The 23,730-nt window shown below is 72.3% G+C and carries 25 protein-coding genes and 1 pseudogene; 13 read left to right on the top strand and 13 right to left on the bottom strand.

Annotated features, from left to right (window positions below; all coding sequences use genetic code 11):
- Nucleotides 1-7: 7 nt before the first annotated feature.
- The 5 genes and pseudogenes from AC4IHM_RS29960 to AC4IHM_RS29940 all read right to left on the bottom strand — a co-directional run bounded on the left by AC4IHM_RS29960 (nucleotide 8) and on the right by AC4IHM_RS29940 (nucleotide 5,018).
- Nucleotides 8-1,312, bottom strand: a complete 1,305-nt coding sequence (locus AC4IHM_RS29960; protein ID WP_490870088.1) for a cation:dicarboxylate symporter family transporter — start codon at nucleotides 1,310-1,312, stop codon at nucleotides 8-10.
- A gap of 72 nt (nucleotides 1,313-1,384) precedes the next feature.
- Complete coding sequence (locus AC4IHM_RS29955) at nucleotides 1,385-2,284, bottom strand: substrate-binding domain-containing protein (protein ID WP_490870087.1); 900 nt, start codon at nucleotides 2,282-2,284, stop codon at nucleotides 1,385-1,387.
- Entirely contained in the window at nucleotides 2,277-3,140 is an 864-nt protein-coding gene (locus AC4IHM_RS29950; protein ID WP_490870086.1) for an amidohydrolase family protein, read from the bottom strand. Before AC4IHM_RS29950 ends, AC4IHM_RS29955 begins: the two co-directional genes overlap by 8 nt.
- Nucleotides 3,141-3,269: 129 nt before the next feature.
- A pseudogene (gene ligK, locus AC4IHM_RS29945) lies at nucleotides 3,270-3,954 on the bottom strand (4-carboxy-4-hydroxy-2-oxoadipate aldolase/oxaloacetate decarboxylase).
- A gap of 38 nt (nucleotides 3,955-3,992) precedes the next feature.
- The gene (locus tag AC4IHM_RS29940) at nucleotides 3,993-5,018 is read right to left on the bottom strand and encodes an amidohydrolase family protein (protein ID WP_490870085.1); all 1,026 of its coding nucleotides are present in this window, start codon (nucleotides 5,016-5,018) and stop codon (nucleotides 3,993-3,995) included.
- A 291-nt stretch (nucleotides 5,019-5,309) separates the two neighbouring features.
- Between AC4IHM_RS29940 and AC4IHM_RS29935 the strand changes: the two genes are divergently transcribed.
- The 4 genes from AC4IHM_RS29935 (at nucleotide 5,310) to AC4IHM_RS29920 (ending at nucleotide 8,356) form a co-directional block, all read left to right on the top strand.
- Nucleotides 5,310-5,987, top strand: coding sequence for a GntR family transcriptional regulator (locus tag AC4IHM_RS29935; protein WP_490870084.1), 678 nt, complete (start codon nucleotides 5,310-5,312; stop codon nucleotides 5,985-5,987).
- A 324-nt stretch (nucleotides 5,988-6,311) separates the two neighbouring features.
- A complete protein-coding gene (gene dhaK, locus AC4IHM_RS29930) occupies nucleotides 6,312-7,304 on the top strand; it encodes a dihydroxyacetone kinase subunit DhaK (RefSeq protein ID WP_490870083.1) in 993 nt (330 codons plus the stop codon).
- Between the two features lie 49 nt (nucleotides 7,305-7,353).
- Complete coding sequence (dhaL, locus tag AC4IHM_RS29925) at nucleotides 7,354-7,953, top strand: dihydroxyacetone kinase subunit DhaL (RefSeq protein WP_490870082.1); 600 nt, start codon at nucleotides 7,354-7,356, stop codon at nucleotides 7,951-7,953.
- Nucleotides 7,946-8,356: a PTS-dependent dihydroxyacetone kinase phosphotransferase subunit DhaM gene (locus AC4IHM_RS29920; protein WP_490870081.1), complete on the top strand. Its 411-nt coding sequence runs from the start codon at nucleotides 7,946-7,948 to the stop codon at nucleotides 8,354-8,356. The genes dhaL and AC4IHM_RS29920 overlap by 8 nt, the downstream gene beginning before the upstream one ends.
- 486 nt (nucleotides 8,357-8,842) lie before the next feature.
- Here AC4IHM_RS29920 and AC4IHM_RS29915 read toward each other — a convergent pair whose 3' ends face one another.
- The gene (locus AC4IHM_RS29915) at nucleotides 8,843-9,691 is read right to left on the bottom strand and encodes a glycoside hydrolase family 75 protein (RefSeq protein ID WP_490870982.1); all 849 of its coding nucleotides are present in this window, start codon (nucleotides 9,689-9,691) and stop codon (nucleotides 8,843-8,845) included.
- A gap of 400 nt (nucleotides 9,692-10,091) precedes the next feature.
- On the opposite strand from AC4IHM_RS29915, the gene AC4IHM_RS29910 reads away from it, so the two are divergent.
- Nucleotides 10,092-11,093: a fibronectin type III domain-containing protein gene (locus AC4IHM_RS29910; RefSeq protein ID WP_490870080.1), complete on the top strand. Its 1,002-nt coding sequence runs from the start codon at nucleotides 10,092-10,094 to the stop codon at nucleotides 11,091-11,093.
- A gap of 168 nt (nucleotides 11,094-11,261) precedes the next feature.
- Nucleotides 11,262-11,843: a hypothetical protein gene (locus AC4IHM_RS29905; RefSeq protein ID WP_490870079.1), complete on the top strand. Its 582-nt coding sequence runs from the start codon at nucleotides 11,262-11,264 to the stop codon at nucleotides 11,841-11,843.
- 145 nt (nucleotides 11,844-11,988) lie between these two features.
- On the opposite strand, the gene AC4IHM_RS29900 is transcribed toward AC4IHM_RS29905, so the two are convergent.
- Both AC4IHM_RS29900 and AC4IHM_RS29895 read right to left on the bottom strand, forming a co-directional pair.
- Nucleotides 11,989-12,870, bottom strand: coding sequence for a hypothetical protein (locus AC4IHM_RS29900; protein WP_490870078.1), 882 nt, complete (start codon nucleotides 12,868-12,870; stop codon nucleotides 11,989-11,991).
- A gap of 141 nt (nucleotides 12,871-13,011) precedes the next feature.
- Nucleotides 13,012-13,833: a putative protein N(5)-glutamine methyltransferase gene (locus AC4IHM_RS29895; protein WP_490870077.1), complete on the bottom strand. Its 822-nt coding sequence runs from the start codon at nucleotides 13,831-13,833 to the stop codon at nucleotides 13,012-13,014.
- Between the two features lie 266 nt (nucleotides 13,834-14,099).
- Here AC4IHM_RS29895 and AC4IHM_RS29890 point away from each other — a divergent pair, with 266 nt between their 5' ends.
- From AC4IHM_RS29890 to AC4IHM_RS29880, 3 genes are all read left to right on the top strand, one after another.
- Entirely contained in the window at nucleotides 14,100-14,594 is a 495-nt protein-coding gene (locus AC4IHM_RS29890; RefSeq protein ID WP_490870076.1) for a MarR family winged helix-turn-helix transcriptional regulator, read from the top strand.
- A 289-nt stretch (nucleotides 14,595-14,883) separates the two neighbouring features.
- Nucleotides 14,884-15,468, top strand: a complete 585-nt coding sequence (locus AC4IHM_RS29885) for an Rv1733c family protein (protein WP_490870075.1) — start codon at nucleotides 14,884-14,886, stop codon at nucleotides 15,466-15,468.
- Nucleotides 15,469-15,713: 245 nt separating this feature from the next.
- Nucleotides 15,714-16,682 carry an acetylxylan esterase gene (locus AC4IHM_RS29880; RefSeq protein WP_490870074.1) on the top strand — a complete coding sequence of 323 codons (969 nt, stop codon included), beginning with the start codon at nucleotides 15,714-15,716 and terminating at the stop codon, nucleotides 16,680-16,682.
- Nucleotides 16,683-16,698: 16 nt separating this feature from the next.
- On the opposite strand, the gene AC4IHM_RS29875 is transcribed toward AC4IHM_RS29880, so the two are convergent.
- A complete protein-coding gene (locus AC4IHM_RS29875) occupies nucleotides 16,699-17,430 on the bottom strand; it encodes a class I SAM-dependent methyltransferase (protein ID WP_490870073.1) in 732 nt (243 codons plus the stop codon).
- A 4-nt stretch (nucleotides 17,431-17,434) separates the two neighbouring features.
- Complete coding sequence (locus AC4IHM_RS29870) at nucleotides 17,435-18,022, bottom strand: PadR family transcriptional regulator (protein WP_490870072.1); 588 nt, start codon at nucleotides 18,020-18,022, stop codon at nucleotides 17,435-17,437.
- A 68-nt stretch (nucleotides 18,023-18,090) separates the two neighbouring features.
- On the opposite strand from AC4IHM_RS29870, the gene AC4IHM_RS29865 reads away from it, so the two are divergent.
- The 4 genes from AC4IHM_RS29865 (at nucleotide 18,091) to AC4IHM_RS29850 (ending at nucleotide 22,432) form a co-directional block, all read left to right on the top strand.
- Nucleotides 18,091-18,471 carry a nuclear transport factor 2 family protein gene (locus tag AC4IHM_RS29865; protein ID WP_490870071.1) on the top strand — a complete coding sequence of 127 codons (381 nt, stop codon included), beginning with the start codon at nucleotides 18,091-18,093 and terminating at the stop codon, nucleotides 18,469-18,471.
- A 328-nt stretch (nucleotides 18,472-18,799) separates the two neighbouring features.
- A complete protein-coding gene (rho, locus tag AC4IHM_RS29860; protein ID WP_490870070.1) occupies nucleotides 18,800-19,942 on the top strand; it encodes a transcription termination factor Rho in 1,143 nt (380 codons plus the stop codon).
- 251 nt (nucleotides 19,943-20,193) lie between these two features.
- Nucleotides 20,194-21,234: a D-alanyl-D-alanine carboxypeptidase family protein gene (locus AC4IHM_RS29855; RefSeq protein WP_490870069.1), complete on the top strand. Its 1,041-nt coding sequence runs from the start codon at nucleotides 20,194-20,196 to the stop codon at nucleotides 21,232-21,234.
- Between the two features lie 130 nt (nucleotides 21,235-21,364).
- Nucleotides 21,365-22,432, top strand: a complete 1,068-nt coding sequence (locus AC4IHM_RS29850) for a fatty acid desaturase family protein (RefSeq protein WP_490870068.1) — start codon at nucleotides 21,365-21,367, stop codon at nucleotides 22,430-22,432.
- Nucleotides 22,433-22,456: 24 nt separating this feature from the next.
- On the opposite strand, the gene crcB is transcribed toward AC4IHM_RS29850, so the two are convergent.
- From crcB to AC4IHM_RS29835, 3 genes are read right to left on the bottom strand one after another with little or no spacing between them, the layout of a single operon-like run.
- Nucleotides 22,457-22,828 (bottom strand): fluoride efflux transporter CrcB, encoded by a 372-nt coding sequence (crcB, locus tag AC4IHM_RS29845; protein ID WP_490870067.1) that lies wholly within the window; start codon nucleotides 22,826-22,828, stop codon nucleotides 22,457-22,459.
- Nucleotides 22,825-23,214 (bottom strand): DUF190 domain-containing protein, encoded by a 390-nt coding sequence (locus AC4IHM_RS29840; RefSeq protein WP_490870066.1) that lies wholly within the window; start codon nucleotides 23,212-23,214, stop codon nucleotides 22,825-22,827. The genes crcB and AC4IHM_RS29840 overlap by 4 nt, the downstream gene beginning before the upstream one ends.
- On the bottom strand, nucleotides 23,211-23,672 hold the full coding sequence (locus AC4IHM_RS29835) for a fluoride efflux transporter FluC (RefSeq protein WP_490870065.1): 462 nt from the start codon (nucleotides 23,670-23,672) through the stop codon (nucleotides 23,211-23,213). The genes AC4IHM_RS29840 and AC4IHM_RS29835 overlap by 4 nt, the downstream gene beginning before the upstream one ends.
- Nucleotides 23,673-23,730: the final 58 nt, after the last annotated feature.

The following is a 23,730-nucleotide window of genomic DNA, read 5'->3' as shown; positions in this document are numbered from 1 at the left end:
GCGGCGCTCAGACGGCCTGGTATCCGGTGTCCAGTTCCTTCGTCAGGCGGACCCGGTCGACGGCCTTCTCCCACTTGGCCACCACCAGCGTCGCGATGCAGTTGCCCGCGATGTTGGTGAAGACGAACGCGGCGGACAGCACGCGGTGGATGCCGAGCACCAGCGCGATGCTGCTGACCGGGATCGAGTGGGTGGACTGAAGCGTCAGCGCCAGGACGGCGATGGCGGAGCCGGCGACTCCCGCGCCGCCCTTGGAGGTCAGGAGCAGGACCAGCAGCAGTCCCACCTGTGCCTTCCAGTCCATGTCGGTACCGGTGGCCTGGGCCAGGAAGACGCTGACGCCGGCGAAGTACAGACAGGTTCCGTCGTGGTTGAAGCTGTACGCGGTCGGCAGCACCAGGCCGACCACCGATTCGTCGACACCGAGCTTCTGGAGCTTCGCCGTCAGCTGGGGAAAGACGCTCTCGGACGAACTGGTACCGAGGACGAGAACCAGTTCGGCCCGGAAGTAGCGCATCATCTTCAGCAGACCGACCCCCGCGTACCTCGCCGCCGGCCACAGCACCAGGACGAAGAACAGCAGGCAGATCAGATAGAAGACGGCGATGAACTTGCCCAGGGACAGCAGGGTTCCCAGGCCGAACTTCGCCACCGAGAAGGATATGGCGCCCATCGCGGCTATCGGCGCGACCTTCATCACGAGGCCGATGATCCAGAAGAGCGCCTGCTGCATGTTGCCGATGAGGCTGACCACCGGCTCCGCCCTGTCGCCGAGCGAGGCCAGACCGCAGGCGAACAGCACGGAGAACACGAGGACCTGGAGAATGTCACCCTGGGCGAAGGCGTCCACGGCCGAGGTCGGCACCAGACTGACCAGGAAGTCGTCGAAGCCCATCGACTCGGCGGGAGCACTCGACGAGTCGGCGTGCAGGCTGGCGGGATCGATGTGCATCCCCGCGCCCGGCTGAAGGACGTTGACCACGACCAGGCCGATGATGAGCGCGAAGGTGGTGATCACCTCGAAGTACACCAGCGACTTGATCGCGATGCGGCCGACCTTGCCGAAGTCGCGCACACTGGCGATTCCGTGTGTGACGGCGCAGAAAATGATCAGACCGACCACCATCTGGATCAGATGGATGAAGATGTCGCTGAGGAAATTGAGATGCATTCCGATGTCGGGTGCGAAGGCGCCGATGAGCACCCCCACCACCATGGCGACGAAGACCTGGACCGTCAGGTCCTTGTAGAAGGGCTTGGACTTCGTCTTTTTCTCCGACGTGGACTCATTCTCAGTCAGGGAGTTTGTCATAGCTTCCGGATTCTCCATTGAAGTGCCGGCATGCCGAGCGACGATTGCCGGGCTCTGCCACTGTTCGGTGACTCAGTCACCCAGCTCGCCCAGAATTTCCCGGGCCGGACCGAATACCTCATCCACACTCAGCTTGTGGGGCAGCAGGCCTTGTTCGAGGCACGTGTCGATGACCATCTCGAGAGGACGGGTCAGTCGTTCGAAGCCGAACAGCACGGGGTTCGGCTCACCCTCCGCGGGCGCCACGGCTTCGGCGGCCTCCCGCATCAGCGCGTAGGCGGTACGCAGCGCGGCGGGGTCACGGCGGCACGCCGACCGTCCCGCGACCACCATGTGGTTGATCGGCATGAACCCGTTGCGCCGCCACCAATCCAGGTCGCGGGCCGCGGCGTCGGGGAAGACCGGCACGAACTCGTCGCCGCCGGGAAGGTCGTTGCCGAGGATCGCGGCGTCGATCCCGCCGTCGCGCAGCAGCTCGGGCAGGCCGCGGTCACCGACGCCGTGCTCGACGTAGCCGGGGTCCGTGTACTGCTCGACATGGGCGGCGTCGCGGGTGATCCACTGTGCCCGGTCCGCCGTCAGGCCGTAGTCCTCGGCCATGTGGGCCCGTACCCACATTCCGGTGGTCTGGGTGAAGGAGCGCACGCCCACGCGCCTGCCCGCCAGTTCCCCGGGGTCCGCCAGCGGGCGTGAGGCGTGGGCGATCAGGCAGCCGCGCTGGAAGCGGGAGGCCACCACCGCAGGCAGGACGGCCACGGGACGGCCGTAGGCCACCGCCTGCAACGCGGTGACGATCGCCAACTCGCACAGGTCGTAGGCCTCGTCGCGCACCATGGGGGCGAACGCCTTGTGCACCGGGGAGACTTCCTGGAAGTCCAGGCGCAGGCGGGCACCGGCCGACTCCCCGCGCTTCAGGGGCATCGTGTGCGGATAGTCGGCGAGGACCGTGCGGAGCACGCTCTGTTCAGACACGGTGGGCTCCCCCGGTCGTCGTCGGGTAGAACTTCTCGCAGGTGCCGCCCAGGATCAGCGCCCGCTCCTCCTCGCCCAGCGACGACAGCGTGTCCGTCGCCGTGGCCAGCAGTTCGGTCAGCGGGCCCTTGGCCGAGGGGTAGTTGGAGCCCCAGGCGATGCGCCGGGCGCCGTAGGCCGACACCAGCCTGTCCAGGAACGCCGAGGGAGTGGAGCTGCCGGTGGCGGCCGCCGCGAGGGTGCGGTTGGTCAGCTTCAGGTGGACGCCGGGGAAGCTCGCGAGTTCGAAGAGTTCCCGGGCCTGGTGGTACGGGGCGCCGTCGGCGAGTTCGGGGCGGGCGCAGTGGTCCAGCAGCACCCGCACCCCGGGGAAACGCCTGAGCAGGTCGCGCAGCGCGGGCAGGCCCCGCATCGTCATCTGGAGGCACACCGGGATGTTGTGCGCCTCGGCGTAGGCCCAGGCCGGGAAGGAGTCCTCGCGGCCGAGCCAGTCGCCCTGGCCGGGCATCGTCGTACCGGTGGTGAACAGCCGGAAGCCGGAGAGGCCCTGGTCCTGCCAGTACTTGATCTTCTCCACGGCGTCCGCGGCGTTCGCGTCGAGGGAGTAGACGCCGGCGAAGCGGTCGGGGTGCCGGCGCAGCGCCTCCACCACGTAGCGGTTGTCGTGTCCGTACACGGTGGACGCCTGGACCACCACGGCCCGGTCGATGCCGGCTTCGTCCATCGCGTGGACCAGACCGTCGATGTCGACGGGGTTCTCCTTGGACCACTCCGACTGCCGGCCGCCGATGGGGTCGATCGGGTACAGGGTGGTGTCGGGCGCGATGACATGGGTGTGCGAGTCGGTGATGCGCATTGCGTTTCCTCTGGATGGTTGGTGCGGTTCCCGGTCGGCGCCCCCGCGGGCCGAGCCGGAAGCCGTCGCCGGAACGCGGTCCCCGTGCCGGGTGGCTCCCGCCTGCCGGGACCCGTGGGCCGGGGCCGGTCAGTCGACGTAAGTGAGCCCGGCGGCCTTGAGCGGCTCTCGCATTCCGTACATGTCGAGACCGAGCTGTCCCGCCGCGAACCGCTCCCGCTTGCCGGCCTCGGCGTCCTCTCGGCGGCGGGAGGCCTCGGCGACCTCGGCCGCCCGTGCGGCGGGTACGACGACCACGCCGTCGGTGTCGGCGACGACCACGTCACCGGGCGTCACCGGCGCGTTGGCGCAGACGACGGGGACGTTGACGGAGCCCAGGGTGGCCTTGACCGTGCCCTTGGAGTTGATCGCCCTGCTGAACACCGGGAAGTCCATGGCCTCCAGGGCGTCGATGTCGCGGCAGCCGCCGTCGATGACCAGGCCGACCGCGCCGCGGGCACGGGCGGAGGTGGCGAGGAGTTCGCCGAAGAAGCCGTCCTCGCTCTCCGTGGTGCACGCCGCCACCAGGACGTTCTCCGGGCCGCACCTGCTCCACGGCCACGTGCAGCATCCAGTTGTCACCCGGCTGAAGCAGCACGGTCACGGCGGTTCCGGCCGTCCGCGCGCCGCGGTAGACGGGGCGTATGTAGGGCCGCATCAGCCCGGTGCGCCCCATCGCCTCGTGGATGGTGCTGACGCCGAACGGGGCCAGGGCCTCGACGCTCTCGCGCGGAGGCCGGGTGATGCTGCGGTGGACCACTCCGATGTCGTGCATGATCTGCGGCTCCTTCTTTTGTGGTCGGCCTCTTGTGGTCAGCGACCCTGGCGGGTCAGCAGAGCGTTCAGACGCGGGTAGACGGAGCGGATGTTGCGCTCTTGGATGTCGGCCAGATCGGCGTCCGGCAGCTTGGCGGCCTCGACATACCGGCGGGTGTCGTCGAAATGGTGGCCCGTACACGGGTCGATGTCCCGAACCGCCCCAATCATTTCCGAGGCAAATAGAACATTCCGGGTCGGTATGACGTCAAGGAGGAGGTCGATACCGGGCTGGTGGTATACACACGTATCGAAATAGACATTTCCCAGCACATGCTCTTCGAGCGGGGGCTTCCCCAGCGCCATCGCCAGACCGCGGAAGCGCCCCCAGTGATAGGGCACCGCTCCGCCGCCGTGCGGGATGACGAATCGCAGCGTCGGGAAGTCCTTGAACAGGTCGCCCTGGACGAGCTGCATGAAGGCCGTGGTGTCGGCGTTGAGGTAGTGCGCGCCCGTCGTGTGGAAGGCCGGATTCACGCTCGTACTCACATGAATCATGGCCGGAATGTCGTATTCGACCATCTTTTCGTAGATCGGATACCACGAGCGGTCCGTCAGCGGAGGGGCCGTCCAGTGTCCCCCGGACGGGTCCGGGTTCAGGTTCACGGCGACCGCGCCGAGCTGCTCGACGCACCTGGTCAGCTCGGGAACGCAGCTCGCAGGGTCGACGCCGGGCGACTGGGGGAGCATCGCCGCCGGGGCGAAGCGCTGCGGGTAGAGGCCGGCGACCCGGTGGCAGAGGTCGTTGCAGATCTCCGCCCACTGCGAGGAGGTCGCGAAGTCGCCGATGTGATGGGCCATGAAAGAGGCCCGGGGGGAGAAAACGGTGACATCGACGCGGCGCTCGTCCATCAGGCGCAGCTGGTTGGACTCGATGCTCCGGCGCAGGTCGTCGTCGCTGATCCGCAGGTCGCTGCGGGCGGGTGCCTGGGACGGATCCGCGAGTCCCGCGATCTGCCGGTTGCGCCACTCCTCCAGCGCCGGGGGCGCCGTGGTGAAGTGGCCGTGGCAGTCGATGATCATTGGGGCTTCCTTGTCAAGTGTCGCGATGACCCCGGTTGGCGCTCCCCTTCGTGGGAGACCTCGGGGTGGGACGCCGGAGAGTGCCGGTCGCCGTCGGCTCGGGCGCGTCGAAGGGAGCGGGTGGCTGACCGGCCACGGCGGACTCCCTCGATCCGTCGTCAACATAACTGTTGACGATTTGGTCCACAAGAGTTTCGACAGAACGCCTACCCTGTTGCCGGTGTGATCGTCTGCGCGGCTAGACTTCACGCCGTTACACCGCGTTACTCGCAGAGCAAGGTGGGAGAGGCCATGCCCGACAAACCGATCGCCGGTCAGGCGGCGCGCCAGGCCGTCTCCGCGGCCATTCGCCAAGCGCTCTTCTCGGGCGACATGGTTCCGGGGCAGCGGCTCGTCGAGCAGGAACTCTCCGCGTCGCTCAACGCCGCCCGCGCGGCCGTCCGGGAGGCGTTGCAGGATCTCGCGGCCGAGGGGCTCGTCGAACTCATCCCCCGCCGGGGAGCCCGGGTGCGGGTCGTCACCGTCGAAGAGGCCGTGCAGATCACCGAGTGCCGTGCGGCGCTGGAGGGACTGTGCGCCCGCCGGGCGGCCGAGCTGGCCTCGGCGGAGGACCGGGACAGACTGGGCGGGATCGGCGACCGCATGCGCGAGGCCGTGGCGTCGGGCGATCTCAGTACGTACTCGGCGCTCAACACCGAGCTGCACGGCTCGGTCGCTCATATGAGTCGCCAGGCCGTCGCGGAGGCGCTGCTCAGTCGTCTCAAGGGTCAGATGGTCCGCTACCAGTTCCGACTGGCGCTGCGCCCCGGCCGCCCGGCCGAGTCGCTTCCCCAGCATCTGGCCATCATCGAGGCGATCGTGGCCGGCGACGGCGCGGCGGCCGAGGCCGCGGCGCGCGCTCACCTCGAAAGCGTCGGCGAGGAACTCCGCAAGAGTCCGGAACCGGCCGCGTCGGAGCGCGGAGTCTGAGGCCGGGCCGCACGGCGGTCTTCGCCGCTCTCCCGGTCCGATGCGGGCTCCTCCTCCGGGCGGCGGTCGGTTTCCCCTGGTCAGCGCCTTGCCCTCGCTGTACCACCGGCGGACCGGGAACATGCTGGTATGGCACTACGGTCGGCTCGGGCGGCGAACGCCGCTTCGCAGGCGGTACGGCGCTCGAAGGAGCACCGGCGTCCGGTCGCGGCCGTACGCGTCCGGACGCCGGCCGGGGCACACCATGAGGTTCTCGGGGTGACCTTCGCTGCCGCAGGACGGATACTGCCGACAGGCCGCCTACTACCCTTCGCAGGAGGACCCATGAGGATGCTCATCAACGTCCCGGAGACCGTGGTCGCGGACGCGTTGCGCGGTATGGCCGCGGCTCATCCCGAGTTGGCCGTGGACGTTGAGAACAGGGTGATCGTCCGGCGGGACGCTCCGGTGGCGGGGCAGGTCGCCGTGGTGTCCGGGGGCGGGTCCGGGCACGAGCCGCTGCACGGCGGGTTCGTGGGGCCCGGGATGCTGTCGGCGGCCTGTCCGGGTGAGGTGTTCACCTCGCCGGTGCCCGACCAGATGCTGCGGGCGGCGGCGGCCGTGGACAGCGGGGCCGGGGTGCTCTTCGTCGTCAAGAACTACACCGGTGACGTGCTCAACTTCGACATGGCCGCCGAGCTGGCCGAGGACGAGGGCATCCAGGTCGCGAAGGTGCTGGTCAACGACGACGTGGCGGTGACGGACAGCCTCTACACGGCCGGGCGGCGGGGCACGGGGGCGACCCTGTTCGTGGAGAAGATCGCCGGGGCCGCGGCACAGGAGGGCCGCCCACTGGAGCAGGTGGCGGCGCTCGCCCGCCGGGTCAACGACGACTCCCGCAGTTTCGGTGTCGCGCTCAGCGCCGTCACCACGCCGGCCAAGGGCAGCCCCACCTTCGACCTGCCGGCCGGAGAACTGGAGCTGGGCATCGGCATCCACGGGGAGCCCGGCCGGGAACGGCGTCCGATGATGACCTCGGGGGAGATCGCCGAGGCCGCCGTGGACGCGATCCTGACGGACCGCGGCCCGCGCAACCCGGTCCTCGTCCTGGTCAACGGCATGGGCGCGACGCCGCTGCTCGAACTGTACGGCTTCAACGCCGAGGTGCAGCGCGTACTCGGCGAGCGCGGTGTCGCCGTCGCCCGCACCCTCGTCGGCAACTACGTCACCTCCCTGGACATGGCGGGGGCCTCGGTCACCCTGTGCGAGATCGACGAGGAGCTGCTCGCCCTGTGGGACGCGCCGGTGAAGACGCCCGGTCTCAGGTGGGGCATGTGACGGCGGACGGGGAAGGGATCACCACGCACCTACCAGGCAAGGAGATGCTGTGCTCGACGCCGACTTCTTCCGCCGTTGGATGACGGCGACCGCCGCCTCGGTCGACCGCGAGGCCGAACGGCTCACCGCCCTCGACTCGTCCATCGGCGACGCCGACCACGGCAGCAATCTCCAGCGCGGGTTCACTGCCGTGACGGCCGCGCTGGAGAAGGAGGCGCCCGACACCCCCGGCGCCGTCCTGGTCCTCGCCGGGCGCCAGCTCATCTCCAAGGTCGGTGGCGCCTCCGGGCCGCTGTACGGGACGCTGCTGCGCCGCACCGGCAAGGCGCTCGGTGACGCCGCCGAGGTGAGCGAGGAGCAGTTGGCCGAGGCCCTGCGGACGGGCGTGGACGCCGTCCGCACGCTCGGGGGCGCCGCGCCGGGCGACAAGACCATGATCGACGCCCTGGTGCCGGCCGTGGACGCCCTCGGCGAATCGTTCGCCGCGGCGCGGGCCGCGGCCGAGGAGGGGGCCGCGGCGACCGTGCCGATGCAGGCCCGCAAGGGCAGGGCGAGCTATCTCGGCGAGCGCAGCATCGGGCACCAGGACCCCGGCGCGACCTCGGCGGCACTGCTCGTCGCGGCGCTGGAGGAGGCGGCCGGTGAGTGACGCGAAGCTGGTCGGGATCGTGCTGGTGTCCCACAGCGCCGAGGTCGCGGCCTCCGTCGCCGAGCTGGCGAAGGCCCTGTCGGGCGGCGGCGCCGCGGTGCCCGTCGCCCCGGCGGGCGGGACCGCGTCCGGCGAACTCGGTACCAGCTCCGAGCTGGTCTCGGCCGCCGCCGCGTCGGTGGACCGGGGCGCGGGGGTCGCCGTCCTCACCGACCTCGGCAGTGCGGTGCTCACCGTCAAGGCGCTGCTCGCCGAGGACGACGAGCTTCCGGAGAACACCCGTCTGGTGGACGCGCCCTTCGTCGAGGGCGCGGTCGCCGCGGTGGTCACTGCCTCGACGGGAGCCGACCTCGCGGCCGTCGAGGCGGCGGCCGCGGAGGCGTACACCTACCGGAAGGCTTGACCGGAAACCTCGGGCGGGCCCCGGCCGGGTCCTCGGCCGGAGGCCCCGAGCAGGTCCCGGGCAAGGGCAACGGGCGGCTGCCGGGCAGCGGCCCTGAACCGGCCTCGGACGGGAGCACTGGGCGGATGGCGGACGGAGGCCCGGAGCAGACCTCGGACCGAGGCACTGGGCGCCGGCCCGGTCAGGTCCCGGGCGGAAGGCCGGGGCGGTCCCCCGGGCAGACGCCCCAGCAAGCCCCGAGCCGAGGCAACGGGCAGGTGCCGGTTGAAAGACCCAGGTGGAAGCCACGGGCAGGTCCCCCGGCCGAAGACCTGGCCGGAGGCCCCGGGCAGGCGCCCGGTGGGAGCCTCGGGTGAGGAGCCGGCCCGCGGATTCAGGGGGCGGTCTTGTCCGGGGCCTCCGGTCCAGGGGTCTGGCCCGGACACCCGGCCGGCCGGGCGGGGCGGCGTGGGGAGCGCCTCGGGGCGGCCGGGGAGTGGGGTCGGCTCAGGTGCCGTTCACGAACTTCCGTGCCAGCCGCTCCCCCGCCTTCTCGGCGGCGGCCGTGTCCTCCAGGGGCTTGAGTTCGCTGCCCTTGAAGAGGATGTACGTCACGTCGGAGGGGGCGCCGCCGCCGTGCGGGTCGGCCGGGATGCCGAGGGAACGCGCGGCGGCGTAGGAGGCCTCGCCGATGAGGTCGCGCGGGCCGATGTCGCCGACGACGGCGTACCGCACCCGGTCCCCGTGGACGACGGCGGCGAGCGATCCGCCGCGGATGCCGTCCGCGCGGTGGTCCCACCTGTCGCTCGGCTCGGGCACCACGACATAGGGCAGGCTCTCGGCGTCCAGCGGCCGGCCGTCCGACTGGGTGTAGGCGGTGGCGGGGTTGTAGTACGGGTCCGTACGGCTGTTGCACCGGTCGCCGGGCCGGCCGTCGCAGTCCACGTCCAGGTCGGCCGTCCAGTACACGGCGTCCCGCGTACCGCAGACCGGGATGTCCGCCGGTGCCCCGGCGTCGGTGCGGTAGCGCCCGGACGAGACGGGGTCGCAGTCCTTCACCCGGGCCAGCAGGTCGGCGGCGCGGACGGGGCCCTCTCGTACGCCTTCCTCGGACCGGGCGCCCTCCCCGTCCCCCGCCCCGGGGCGCGAGGGCGGCACCGGCCCGGCCGGGGTGTGCGGAACCGGCCCGACCCGGACGCCGGACCGGTCCGCGCGCGGTGCGCCGCTCCGCGGCTGGAGACCGGGCCGTGCCTCGGCCCGGGTGCCGGGGCGGAGCGGGGGTTGAGCGTCGGGGAACGTCGTCGGGGCGATCAGGGCGGCGCTGGCCGCGACCAGTGTCAGCGACTGGACACGCACGATGTGGCCTCTCCTGGGGGACATGGACGGACACTCGGCTCCATCTGTCCCCGAATCGCCCACGCGGCCACCTCGCACAGGGCCAGACGGTGCACGACCGAGGGGCCCGCACCGTGCGCAGGGGGGCGGCCGAGGCCGGTGGCGGGCGGGCCGGAGCCGTACTGGCCCCGGCCCGCCCGGCCGCCCTCGTCGGCGCGGGATCAGCGACGACAGCGGTCCGCGCCGACGGCCCGAACTCCCCGAAAGGTCCGGGGACTTCGACCGTGAGGTGATTCAGCATACGTAACTCTTCCGGGTGACCCGCAACAGCCGCCCTCTTGATGTGATCCCGCCACGGCCGCCATATTGGTCCGGACCATTCCTGTGGCCGCCGGACCGACGCCGTACTGGAGGCAGAACCGTGCGAGACGTGCCCGTGCCCGCCGTTCCCGGCCCCGCCTCCGCCGCCCTTCGCCGGTGCGCCCTGCTCTGCGGGGCGCTCCTCCTGCTCGCGTCCTGCGGCCTGGGCACGGGCGACGACGAGGGCGGCGCTCTGCCGGGGGTGCCCACGGGGGTCACCGCCGAGGCGGGCAGCGCGACGACCGTGCACGTGATGTGGAACGCCGTCGACGGGGCCGAGGCGTACGAGGTGTACCGCGGCGGCGCGCTGGTGAAGGCGGTGCCGGCCTCCGGTCGCATGGTGGACGTCACCCGGCTGCGCCCCTCGACGGGGTACGCCTTCAGCGTGCGGGCGCGCGACGCCGACGGACGGCTCGGACCGCGCAGCCGTAAGGTGCGGGCGACCACCCCCGCCGAGGTCACCGACGACTCCGCCCCGACCCGGCCCGGGAACGTCCGGGGCCGCGCGGCGGGCAGCAGGGCGGTCCAGCTCACCTGGTCCGCCGCGACGGACGACCGCGCGGTGGCGTCGTACGACATCCACCAGGGCGGCACGAAGGTCCACAGCGTGGGCGGGGGTCAGACGGCGGCCGTCGTCACGGGGCTGCGTCCGGGCACCCGTTACACCTTCACGGTCCGGGCGCGGGACGCCGCCGACAACGTCTCCCCCGCCGGTGCCGCCGTCCGGCTCACCACCCCGGGCTCCGACGACGGCCGCGCCACCGCGCCCACCGACCTGCGCGCCGCCTCCCACCGCGCCGACGGGGCGTACTACATCGACCTCGCCTGGGTCCCGCCGCGCACGGACGGCCCGGTCACCGAGTACCAGATCCACCTGGACGGCCGTCCGGCGACCTCGCTCGTCTACGGCGCCGACGCGCCCCGCGACCGGGCCGAGTACAGCTTCTACGCGGGGCCGGAGGCGGGCGTCACGCACCGGGTGCGGATCCGGGCCAGGCTGGCCGACGGCACCTGGGGCGGCTTCTCCACGGAACGGAAGGTGACCACGGGCATCGGCGGTTGACGGCAGGCCGGCCCCGCTCCGGGCCGGGGAGGCGTCACCTGGGCGGTCGCGCTCCGCATGCGGGCACGGCCGCCGCCCTGTTGGCTGCCCCTGAAGGCAGCACGGGTGTTTCCGACCTCGGCGGCGCAAGGGATGTACCGCCGGCCGTGCCGCCGGAGGGCAGTCCACATGCGCATCTCATCGCCACTTCTCCGCTCCGGCCTGACCGTGGCAGCCGCCGCCGCGCTGCCCGCCGCCCTGGCCCCCGCACCGGCCGCCGCGGGTCCCGGGATCTCGGTGAGCACCACCGGGACCACGGTGTCCGTCACCACCTCCGCCTGCGCCGAACTCAACGGCAGTTGGGGCACCGCCTCGCTGCTCAACAGCAACCAGCAGGACTTCGCGCAGGGGCGCCAGGTGGCGCTGTCCGGCAACGCCTCGGGCCAGTCCGCGGCCTGGTCGGGCATCACGCCGGGCACGTACACGGTCGTCGTCATGTGCTCGAACAACAGCACCGCCGGCACCCAGACGGTCATCGTCTCCGCGGCGCCCTCCCCGTCCCCGAGCCAGTCCGCGGTGCCCGCCCCGTCCCCCAGCCAGTCGGCGGCGCCCGATCCGTCCGCGTCGCCGCGCGGCGTCATGGGCGGTCTCGGCGGGGCCGTCAAGGACTACGGCACGGCCACCCTGGTGGCGGGCGGCGCCCTGGTGGGCTCCGGCGTCATCGCCGCGGCCTGGTTCCTGCGCCGCCGCACGAAGCCGTACCGGTTCTGAGCGGGGCCGCGTGTGGACCCGGCGGCTCTCGGGCGGGTCGAGACCGACGCCGGCGCGCGGCACCGGGCGCCGCGGCCGGTCCTCCGGGGCACGTACGCCGCCGGCCGAGCGCTGCCGGAGCGGTCCGGCCGGGGGCGGGGACGTGTCAGCCCTGGGTGAAGCGGTAGGTCTTGCTGTCCGTCAGCACGCAGAAGCCCGGCGAGACGACGATCACGCGCAGGGTGCCGGTACGGCGGTCGTAGTCGATGCCCTCCGCCTCGAAGTTTCCGGAGCAGCCGCTGCGCAGGGGCAGTTGTTGCAGGGCGGTGACCTGGCCGGTGACATCCGCGCTGCCGTTCGGCGCGGTGGACAGGTCGATCCTCAGCAGCGGCTTGGTGATGCCGAAGAGGCTGCCCTCCGGGTCGTCGGAGGAGCACAGCAGCGTGGTCGCATCGAAGAAGTCGCAGCCCTGGACGTCCCGCACCGCGCGGTCGAGGCGGACGGTGGCCACCCGGGGGAGGTCCGCCGAGGGCGACGTGCTCGGGTTGACGCCGGGCGTCGGGAAGACCAGGAGCCGGTCCATGGTGCCCCACTCGCCCGCGAGCATCCACTGGCCGTCCGGCGAGATCGCGCTCCACGAGTTGTTCAGCGCCTCGTCGGCGCCGAGTGTGTGGACGTACTCCGACCAGGTTCCGTCGGGTGCCTGCACGCGGAACATCTTCGTGTTCCCGTTGTCCCGCTGGTACGGCTCGACGTAGTGGCCGTCGTAGGAGGCGTCGGGGTCGCCGACGTGGTTCCAGCCCCGGGTGCTGAGGCCGAGCGGGATGGTGCCGATCCCGGTGTAGCGGTTGGGGCTGCCGGCCGGGACCTCGACGGAGGCCAGGCCCTGGCTCTCGGTCAGCGGGTCGGCACGGTCGGAGCCGACCTCGGTCCAGGTGTCGGCGGCCTGGGCCGCCCCGGCCGACGGACCGGCGAGGCCGAGAGTCAGGGCGAGGGCGGTGAGTCCGGTCAGGACTGCGTGACAACGTTGCCGGGCGCGCAGAGGCATTCGGGCTCCTCAGTGGGGGGGTGGCCTGGCGTACGGGCTGGGCGTACGCACTCGGCGCACAGTCTGGACTGCCAACGAAGTCATGTACAGACCAACATCGGCCGCCGGGGTACGCCCGCCGCCCCGGGGCGGGACCGGGCGCTACTCCCTGACGCCGGTCACCACATGGGCGTACAGCTCCTCGCAGACCGCGAGACGGGTCGCGAGGCCCGCGCGGGCGAAGGCGTCGACGGCGGCCGGTGCCTGGCGTTCGCTCGTCTCGACCAGCAGGCAGCCGCCCGGCGCGAGCCACGAGGGCGCCTCGGCCGCGACCCTGCGCAGCACGTCGAGGCCGTCGCCGCCGCCGTCGAGGGCGGCGGGCGGCTCGTGGTCGCGGGCCTCGGCGGGCAGCAGGGCGACCTCGCCGGTGGGCACGTAGGGCACATTGGCCGCGAGGATGTCCACCCGGCCCCGCAACGCGTCGGGCAGCGCGTCGAACAGGTCCCCGGCGTACACCCGCCCGCCGGCGTCCGCGAGGTTGCCGCGGGCACAGCGCACGGCGGCCGGGTCGACGTCGGCGGCGTGCACCTCGGGCCGGTCGAGCTCGGCTGCCAGGGCGGCGCCGACGGCACCGGACCCGCAGCACAGGTCCACGACGACGGCCGCGTCCGGCGCGTGGGCGAGGGCCTCGACGACCAGGAACTCGGTACGGCGGCGGGGCACGAAGACGCCGGGCGCGACGGCGATGCGCAGGCCGCGGAACTCCGCCCAGCCCAGGACGAGTTCGAGGGGGAGGCCGGTGGCGCGGCGGTCCACGAGGGCGGTGAGTTCCGCGTCGGTGCGGGCGGCGGCCAGGATCAGTTCCGCCTCGTCCTCGGCGAAGACGCAGCCCGCGGCGCGGAGCGCGGCCACGACGGCGTCACGCGCGGGAGAGGAGACGGAGCGGTGAGAGGGCGAGGGGGACGCGGGGAAGATGGGTGGCATGGAAGCCGAGAGCCTTTCGAGAACCGAAGGGCGCTCTCACGGTCACCCGTTGCCGGTGATGACCGCACTGCCGTGAGGTGAGAGCACCCGGGCCGACACAGCGGTAATGGGTCTCACCTCCCAGGCGTCCGACGGCCGGGACTGCCCGCGGCCGACGGCCACACTACCCCAAGGTCCGGACGCCGACGGAGCACCCCGCACAGCTGGTTGGCTCATACAACCTCCCGTCAAGTTGTACTATGCAACTAGCAAGTGGAGGAGGATCCGTGACCGCTGCCGAGACGCCCGACAAGGCGACCGCCGCTCCCGGCGAGAGTCCGGCGGACGCGGCCGTGGAGACCATCCAGCGCGAGATGACGGCCTTCGCCCGCCGTGCCCGCGCCTCGGCGGGGCGCATGCATCCGGAGCTGTCGCTGGTGTCGTACACCCTGCTCGCCCATCTGGAGGAGCGGGGCGGCTGCCGGGCCACCGACCTGGCCGTCCACTACGCCCTGGACAAGTCCACCGTCAGCCGCCAGGTGACCGCGCTGGAGCGCGCCGACCTGGTGGAGCGGCGCGTAGACCCGGACGACCAACGGGTCCAGGTGGTGCACCTGACGGAGTCCGGGCGGCGCATCCTGGCCCGGGTCACGGAGAGCCGCCGGGCGGCGTTCCGGGAGCGGCTCGCGAACTGGCCCGAGCAGGACCTCGTGCGCTTCGCCGCGTATCTGGAGCGGTACAACGCGTCGCAGGGCGCCGCACCGGGCGAGGACCGGGCCTGAGCGGCGGCCCCGCAGGCCCGAAGGCCCCAGCGTGCGAACACGGGGCTTCACCGGGCGTCCGCGCCGGCCGCCGCGTGTTTCCACCCGGCCCCGCCGGGCACCTGTCCGCGGCGTCGAGCGGCCGTCCGGTGGGTCCGGGTGGGCGACGCCGTGAGCGGGATTTTCCGGACGGTGTACGGGGCCTGTACGGGTTACTCGCACACGTGGCGCGTAACGGAGGCACGGCGGCCCCACCCTCGTACGGCCGTCCGTCCCGCCCTCCGGGAGCGGTGAGCGCGAGGAGGTCGACATGCGAACCCGGGTACACGGCTGGCGCTGGCGGCGCAATCCGCTGCGGCGCCGCTCGGACGTGGTCGAGGCGTGGACCGTGCTGGTCGTCGCCGTCCTGCTGTTCGTGGGCACACCGCTGCTGGGGGCGGCCACCGCCTGGTGGGGCTACCGCGAGGCACGGGAGATCGTCGCGGAACAGCGGGCGGAGCGGCACCGCGTCCGGGCCTCGGTGATCGGCCGGACCCCCGACGCCGTGCCGTCGGTGCAGCTCGGCGGGCAGCACTCGTACCGCACGACCGTCCACTGGAGCACGCCGGACGGCACGCGGCAGAGCGCCCCGGCGCGGGTCCCGGCCGACACCCGGCACGGTGACACGGTCGACGTGTGGCTGGACTCGCGGGGCCGGAGCGTGCCGCCGCCTGCGGACGATTCCGCGATCTGGCAGCACAGCGTCACCATCGGCGCGTTCAGCACCGTCGGGGCGGCGCTCACGGTGCTCCTCGCACGCTGCGCCGTACGCGCGGTGGCCCTGCGGCGTCGGATGGCCGAGTGGGACCGCGACTGGGCGCTCACCGAGCCGCGGTGGACGCGCCGCCGGGCCTGACGACGCCGTTCCCGGGCGGCCGGCTCAGCGCCGCACCGGAGCCGGTGACCCGACCATCTCGCCGGGCCGTGGGCGGCGCACCCCCCTTCGGCGGCTCACGGGTGCCATCCCACCCGCTCCGACCTGCGTCTCGCCAGAACGACGGCCGGCCAGGCGCGGCGGGCTCTGGCGAGACCTCCGACCACTCACGTACGGTGTGATCACCGGCACGGTCCGGCACTGTCTCCCCGCAAAGGCGGTTCTCGATGGCCCTGTTCGACCTTCCGCTCCCCGAACTCCACGCGTACCGCAGCGCGTCGACCGAGCCCGAGGACTTCGACGCGTTCTGGAGCAAGACGCTCCAGGAGACACGGGAGCACGACCTGGACGCCCGGTTCGAACCGGTCGACACGGGGCTGTCCACGGTGCGGGTGTACGACGTGACGTTCGCCGGGTTCGGCGGTCACCCGGTGAAGGGCTGGCTGACCCTGCCGGCCGCGGCGGCGCAACCGCTGCCGCTGGTCGTGGAGTTCGTCGGGTACGGCGGCGGGCGCGGGCTGCCGCACGAGCATCTGCTGTGGGCGTCCACGGGCCGGGCGCACTTCGTCATGGACACCCGCGGCCAGGGCAGCGCCTGGGGCGGCGGTGGCGGGACCGCGGATCCGGTCGGCGGCACGCCCGCGTACCCGGGCTTCATGACGCGCGGCCTGGACGCCCCGGAGAACTACTACTACCGCCGCGTCTTCACCGACGCCGTGCGCGCGGTGGAGGCGGCCCGTTCCCACCCGCTGGCCGACGCGGGCCGCACGGTCGCCCTCGGCGCCAGTCAGGGTGGCGGCATCGCGATCGCGGTGGGCGGTCTGGTGCCGGACCTGACGGCCGTGGCGCCGGACGTGCCGTTCCTCTGCGACTTCCCGCGCGCGACCACGCTCACCGACCGGCAGCCGTACCGCGAGGTCGGCCTGTACCTCAAGACGCACCGCGGCCGGACCGAGGACGCGCTGCGCACGCTGTCCTACTTCGACGGCGTGCACTTCGCGGCGCGGGGCCGGGCGCCTGCCCTGTTCTCGACGGCCCTGGAGGACCAGACGTGCCCGCCGTCGACCGTCTACGCGGCGTTCAACGCCTGGGCGCACGAGGACAAGGCGATCGAGGTGTACGACTTCAACGACCACGAGGGCGGCGGACCGTTCCAGGAGGCCGCCAAGCTGCGCTGGCTGCGCTCGTACGCCTGACCGCGGCCGCCGGAGTTCACGGTGCCGGCAGCCGCCGGGCCACGACCAGCCGGACACGCGGGCTGCCGTCGCAGCGGCGCCCGAACTCGGGCAGGGCGTGCAGGTCCGCCCGGAAGCCGGCGCGCGTCAACTCCCGTCCCACATCCCCGAGTCGGAACGTCCGGTAGTACATGACGAACGGCGGCCGCCACAGCGCGTTGCGGACCCGCATCGCGGTGTCGAAGCCGAGCAGTGTCCAGTACGGCCGGGAGCCGGGGCGGGGCGGCGCGACGACGGGGAAGGCGAAGCGGCCGCCGGGCCGCAGCACGGAGTGCACCTGGCCGAACAGGCCCGGCAGTTCACGGGGCAGGAAGTGCCCGAACGCCCCGAAGCTCACCACGAGGTCGAACTCGGGCCCGAACGGCAGTGCGCGGGCGTCGGCGCGCACCCAGGAGACCGCGGGGCCCCGCGGCACGACGCGCCCGCGTGCGACCTCCAGCATGCCCGAGCTGAAGTCGACCCCCGTCACGCTCTTCCGGCACACCCGGGCCAGTACGCCCGCGCCCGCGCCGGTGCCGCAGCACAGGTCGAGTCCGGCGTCGAACGGCCCCATCGGGGACAGCGCCGAGGCCACGGCGCCGAGCACGCGGTCCGGCGTGCGGTACGGGGTGTGGTCGAACTTCGGGGCGAGCAGGTCGTATCCGTGCTCGACCGACGACATTGCCTGGACGGCGAGTTCGCGCAGGGTGGGGCCTTCGGGGCTGAACATCCGGTCAGCCTAGGGGCTGTCCGGCGGGCCCGGCGGGAGCGCGCCGCTCCCCGAGCACGGTGAGCACGCGCTCGCACCAACGGGCGTTCTCCTGCTCGAAGGTGATCCCGGCGAGCAGCGTGAGGTAGGGCCCGACACGGTCGGCGTCCCGGAGGTGCTCCTCCTCGGTACGGCCGTCCAGAAGGCGCTCGCGTACGCGCTCGTAGCGGGCGAGCTTGCCCAGGGCCCATGCCCTGCGCTCCTCGACCAGCGCGCGCACGGCCCGCGGGTCGACGCCGTCCATGGCCTGCATCTTGATCAGGAACTCGTCGCGGATGGCGGTCGGCCGACGGGTCGGCGCGGCGGCGAAGACGCCCAACTGCTCCCGGCCCGCCTCCGTGAGCGAGAACAGCCGCTTGGTGGGCCGCCGTTCCTGCGGCACCGTCCGGGCCTCGATGAGTCCGTCGCCCGCGAGGCGTTCCAGCTCCCGGTAGAGCTGCTGCGGCGTGGCGGGCCAGAAGTTGGCGAGCGACACGTCGAACACCTTGGACAGCTCGTAGCCCGAGGCCTCGCCCTCCAGCAGGGCGGCCAGGACGGCGTACTTGAGAGACATGTCGACACGCTAGCAAGGAGGGTCTACTCTATTTCACACCTATTAAAAAAGTTTAATAAGGAGTAGTGATGCAGGCATTCCGCACGGCCGTCGAGGCACACGACCTGGACGCCGTCGAGGCGCTCCTGGCCGAGGACGTGGTCTTCACCAGTCCCGTCGTCTTCAAGCCCTACCACGGCAGGGCGATCACGGCGGCGATCCTGCGCGCCGTCGACCGCGTCTTCGAGGACCTGCGCTACGAGCGGGTCATCGGCGAGGCGGACGGCCGCGACCACGCGCTGGTCTTCGTGGCACGGGTGGGCGACCGCGAGATCAGCGGCTGCGACCTGCTGCACCTGGACGAGTGGGGCCGTATCGACCAGCTCACGGTGCTGGTGCGTCCGCTGTCGGGCCTTCAGGCCCTCCAGGCGGCCATGGCCGCGCAGTTCGAGCGGATCACCGAGGAATAGACACGGCATCGGCTCTGTTGAGCAAGGTGGGACGGATCGACCGTCCCGTCCCACCGCCCCTCCACCGCGATCCGGTGGTACAGTGCGGTCAGCACTTGTGTACGCCCCCTAGGGCGCCGGTGCTGGTTTCCCTTCGGTTCGCCGACCCGCCCGTCCTGGCACGACCGGCGTGTCCGCTTCTCAGCGCAACCTCGTGAGCAGGGTCTTTTCCCCGCCGCATCCGAGGTGCTGTTTCCCGCCGTCCGGAGGCGTGTCGTTCGACCCCTCGCGCGGCTTCCCCCTTCCTTCCGCATGTCCCATGCCCGTGTCCTCGAAAGGACCGATCATCATGACCACCACACTCGAACACCCCCCTGTCCAGCAGTCCCCGGCCGAGATCGCGCACGGTGTCCTCGACATCGACACGGGCGGAAAGGGGCACCTGCGGGGCAAGAGCCTCCAGCCCGAACCGTCCGACCTCGCCGTCTCCCCCGCACTCATCCGCCGCCACGGCCTGCGCAAGGGCGACCTGGTGGAGGGCGTGCGCGGTGACCGCCGCACCCTCACCGACATCGTCCGGGTCAACGGACGCGCATCCGACCAGCGGGGCGGCGGCCGGCGTCACTTCCGTGACCTGACCCCCCTGCATCCGCACGAGCGGCTGCGTCTCGAACACCCGGCGGCCGGCCTCACCGGGCGGATCACCGATCTGATCGCCCCGGTCGGCAAGGGCCAGCGCGGCCTGATCGTGGCCCCGCCGAAGACCGGGAAGACCGTCCTCATCCAGCAGCTCGCCGCCGCGGTGGCCGGCAACCACCCCGAGTCCCGCCTGATGGTGGTGCTGCTCGACGAGCGGCCCGAGGAGGTCACCGACATGCGGCGCTCGGTGCGGGGCGAGGTGTACGCCTCGACCTTCGACCAGAGCGCCAAGCAGCACATCGCGCTCGCCGAACTCGTGATCGAGCGGGCCAAGCGGCTCGTCGAGGCCGGCGAGGACGTCGTCATCCTCCTCGACTCCCTCACCCGGCTGTGCAGGGCGCACAACAACGCCGCCTCGTCCGGCGGCCGTACCCTCAGCGGCGGCGTGGACGCCGGCGCGCTGATCGGGCCGAAGCGGTTCTTCGGCGCCGCCCGCAAGGCCGAGGAGGGCGGCTCCCTCACCATCCTCGCCACCGCCCTGGTGGAGACCGGCTCGCGTGCCGACGACTTCTACTTCGAGGAACTCAAGGGCACCGGCAACATGGAGCTGCGGCTCAGCCGCGACCTCGCCACCCGCCGGATCTTCCCCGCCGTGGACATGACCGGCTCGGGCACCCGCCGCGAGGAGCTGCTGCTGTCCCCCGCCGAGACGACCGCCGTGCACGGGCTGCGCCGGGCCCTGGCGACCCGGGACGGGCAGTCCGGTGTGGAGACACTGCTGGAGCGGATGCGCCAGACCCCGGACAACGCCACGTTCCTGCGGCACGTCCAGCCGACACTGCCCGCCGCCTGACGCGCCCGGCGCCGGCCGGAGTGCCGCTTCCCCCTACGGCATCCGGGTGCTCGCGAGCGCGACTCGCCCCGGGCAGCGTGGCGGTTCGGGGACCCGTTCCTACGTTTGCGGTATGACTATCGGATTCTCTTCCCGGGCGGCTCGATCCACCTGCGTGCTCTGCGTGGCAGGGCTGCTGACGCTCATGCCCGCCGCCGCGGCCGCCCGTGCGGGACGTTCCGGACCCCGGCCCGCCCGGCGAGCCCCGGACGGTGGCACAGCCGTCGCTGCTGTCCCGCCCCGGCACCCAGGTCCGGCTCCGCCCCCAGGCGCCCCGGGTCCCCGATGTCTCCGCACTGTCCTGGGTGGTGGCCGACGCCGACAGCGGCGACGTACTGGCGGCCCACGACGCGCATCGCCCGCTGCCACCGGCCAGCACCCTCAAGACGCTGTTCGCCCTCACCGTGCTGCCGGTCCTGCCGGGCGGCATCCGCCACGAGGTGAAGGCGGCCGAGCTGTCCGGCATCGGTGCGGGCAGCAGCATGGTCGGTGTCGTCGAGGGCCACACCTACCGGGTCTCCGACCTGTGGAACGGCGTCTTCCTCAACTCCGGCAACGACGCCGTCCACGTCCTGTCCTCGCTCACCGGCGGCTGGAGCACGACGGCCGCCCGGATGCAGGCCGAGGCCCGTGCCCTCGGCGCCCGCGACACCCACGTACGCTCGCCCGACGGGTACGACGCGCCGGGCCAGGTGTCGTCGGCGTACGACCTGGCGGTGTTCGGGCGGGCGGGGCTGCGCAATCCGGACTTCGCGCGGTACTGCGCCCAGGTCGACGCGATGTTCCCCGGCCTCGACGGGAACTCGTACGGGATCATGAACACCAACCGGCTGCTCACCGGCGCGGACGGGGTGGAGCCGTATCCGGGGCTGATCGGCATCAAGAACGGGTACACCAGCAACGCCGGCAACACGCTGATCGCCGCCGCACGACGCGACGGGCGGACCCTGGTGGTGACCGTGATGAACCCGCAGAGGGGCGACGGACACGCCGTGTACGAGGAGGCCCGCTCGCTGCTCGACTGGGGCTTCGAGGCACATGGGAAGGCCGACCCCGTGGGTTCGCTGGTGCCCGGCGGCGTCCGGCCGCGCCAGGGTGCCGAGGCCGTTCCCGCGGCGGTCACGGCGGCGAAACCCGCCGAGGGCGAGCCGGGCTGGCCCGAGACCGGTGCAATCCTGGGCGTCGCCGGGCTCGGCGCGGGCGTCATGGCGCTGGCTCTGCGGCTCAAGCTCGTACGGGACGACGGGAGTTGAGGACGCCGGGCCGCCCGCGCCCGGACCACCGGCAGGGGAGGACCGCAGGGACGGGGGTGGGGCTGGCCACACCCCCGCTCCGGGGGCAACCGTCATTCTGCTGCCGGGAAATCCTTCACATACTGGGCACATGGCCAATCCCACGGTGCTCATCGAGAGCTTGCCCACCCGCGCACAGGAAACACAGGGAAAGGAGCGGGAAAAGGGAAGCGACTTTTCCGAACTCTCCCGGCGCATATCCGACGCGGGGCTGCTCCGGCGGCGCCCCCTGTATTACACGGTGCGTTTCGGCATCGTCGCTCTCGCGCTCGCGGGCGGTGTCGCCGCGTTTCTCACGCTGGGCGACAGCTGGAGCCAGTTGTTCGTCGCGGTGGCGCTCGCCGTGGTCTTCGGCCAGCTCGGGCTCGCGGCCCACGACCTCGCCCATCGGCAGGTCTTCGCACGCCGCCGCCCCAGCGAGACCGGCGGCCTCGTGGTGGCGAACCTGCTGCTGGGCATGAGCTACGGCTGGTGGATGAACAAGCACACCCGCCACCACGCCAATCCCAACCACGAGGGAAAGGACCCGGACGTCGCCCCGGACCTCCTGGTGTGGTCGCGGCGCCAGGCGAGCAAGGCGAAAGGGCTCCCCCGTTTCGTCGGAAAACACCAGGCCGCCCTGTTCTTCCCGCTGTTGACGCTGGAAGGGTTCAACCTGAGTTTCAACAGCTTCAAGGCGCTGCGCAGCCGGTCCATGAAGCGGCCGGTCCTGGAGGGCACGCTGCTCGTCGCCCATTTCGTCCTGTACTTCGGCGGCCTGTTCACGGTCCTCTCCCCCGGCAGGGCGCTCGCCTTCATCGCCGTGCACCAGGGCCTGTTCGGGATCTACCTGGGCTCGGTCTTCGCGCCCAACCACAAGGGCATGCCGATGATCGAGGAGGGCACGCGGCTCGACTTCCTGCGCCGCCAGGTCCTCACCTCCCGCAATGTGCGGGGCGGCGCGCTCGTCGACGCCTTCATGGGCGGCCTCAACTACCAGATCGAGCACCACCTCTTCCCCAGCATGCCGACCCCCGCCCTCGGCCGGGCCCAGGCCATCACCGAGCGCTACTGCGCCGAACTGGGCGTCCCCTACTACCAGACGGGGCTGCTCGCCTCGCACCGAGAGGCGCTGCGGCATCTGCGAAGCGTCGGCGAGCCGCTGCGCGACGCCCACTGAGCCGGGTGCGCGAGCGCCCGCGGTTCACCGGAACACGCCGGCCAGCGCGACCCCCGCGAACGCCGCCCCCAGGCCCGCCGCCACACTCGCCGCCACATTGACGGCGGCCTGGAGGCGGGCCCCCGTCTCGGTCAGCCGGAGCGTCTCGTAGGAGAAGGTCGAGTACGTCGTGAAGGCGCCGCACAGACCGGTTCCGAGCAGCAGCCGCAGGTGGGAGCCCGCCGCTCCGGCCAGCGTCGCACCGGTCAGCACGCCGAGGACCAGACAGCCGGTGACGTTCACCGTGAAGGTGCCCCAGGGGAAGACCGAGTCGTGCCGCGACTGCACCGCCCGGTCGGTGAGATAGCGCAGCGGGGCACCGACCATGCCGCCCGCGACGACCAGCAGCCAGTTCACGACGGCCGCTCGTCCCGCTCGTCCGTCCCGCCGGTCGCGGAGGACGGGTGCCCCCGGCCGGCGTGCCGGACGACCTCGCAGGCGTCGAGGACGACCAGGCCCTCGGTGACGAGTTCGTCGAGCTGCGGCAGGAAGTCCCGGACCCGCTCCTGCGTGTCGACGATGACGACGGCGACCGGCAGGTCCTCGCTCAGGGACAGCAGCCGGGTGGTGTGCACCATGGAGGAGGCGCCGAATCCCTCCACACCGCGGAAGACACTGGCGCCCGCGAGACCCGCCGCGTGGGCCCGGTGGACGATCTCCGAGTACAGGGGGCGGTGGTGCCAGGTGTCGTTCTCACCGACGAAGACGGTCACGCGCAGGGCGCTGCCGGTCAGCCTCGTCATGGCTGCCTCCACTTCAGGACGCGGCGGGTCGCCCATGCGGCGAGCCACACCGCCGTGAGTGCCGCGAGCGGGGTCGCGGCGAGACAGACCAGGCCCGTGCGGACCCGGTCGGCGGCGAACAGGTCATGGCTGTCCACGGCGTACGTCGAGAAGGTGGTGAAGCCGCCGAGCACGCCGGTGCCGAAGAAGGGCCGGACCAGGCGGTGGGCGGCCCACACCTCGGTGATGACCACCATGAACACGCCGATCACGGCACAGCCGACGACGTTGACGAAGAGGGTCGTCCACGGAAAACCGCCGGTCCGTGTCGGCCACCCCAGCGCGGCGGCGTAGCGGGCGGCGGCGCCCGCACCACCGCCGAGGGCCACGACCGCGACGACCGGGGCCTGTGCGCGCCAGGGGCGCCACGCGCCTGCGCGCCGGACGCCGCCGAGGCCTTCGGTCCGCGGGACTGTCATGATCGTGCGTCTCCTACTCGCCGGGCAGGGGATGCCCCCCGCGTCGCAAGTAGGGACC

It is taken from the genome of Streptomyces sp. SL06, from assembly GCF_058244745.1.
Note: the sequence above shows the minus strand (reverse complement) of the source record. Positions and strands in the feature narration are given on the sequence as shown.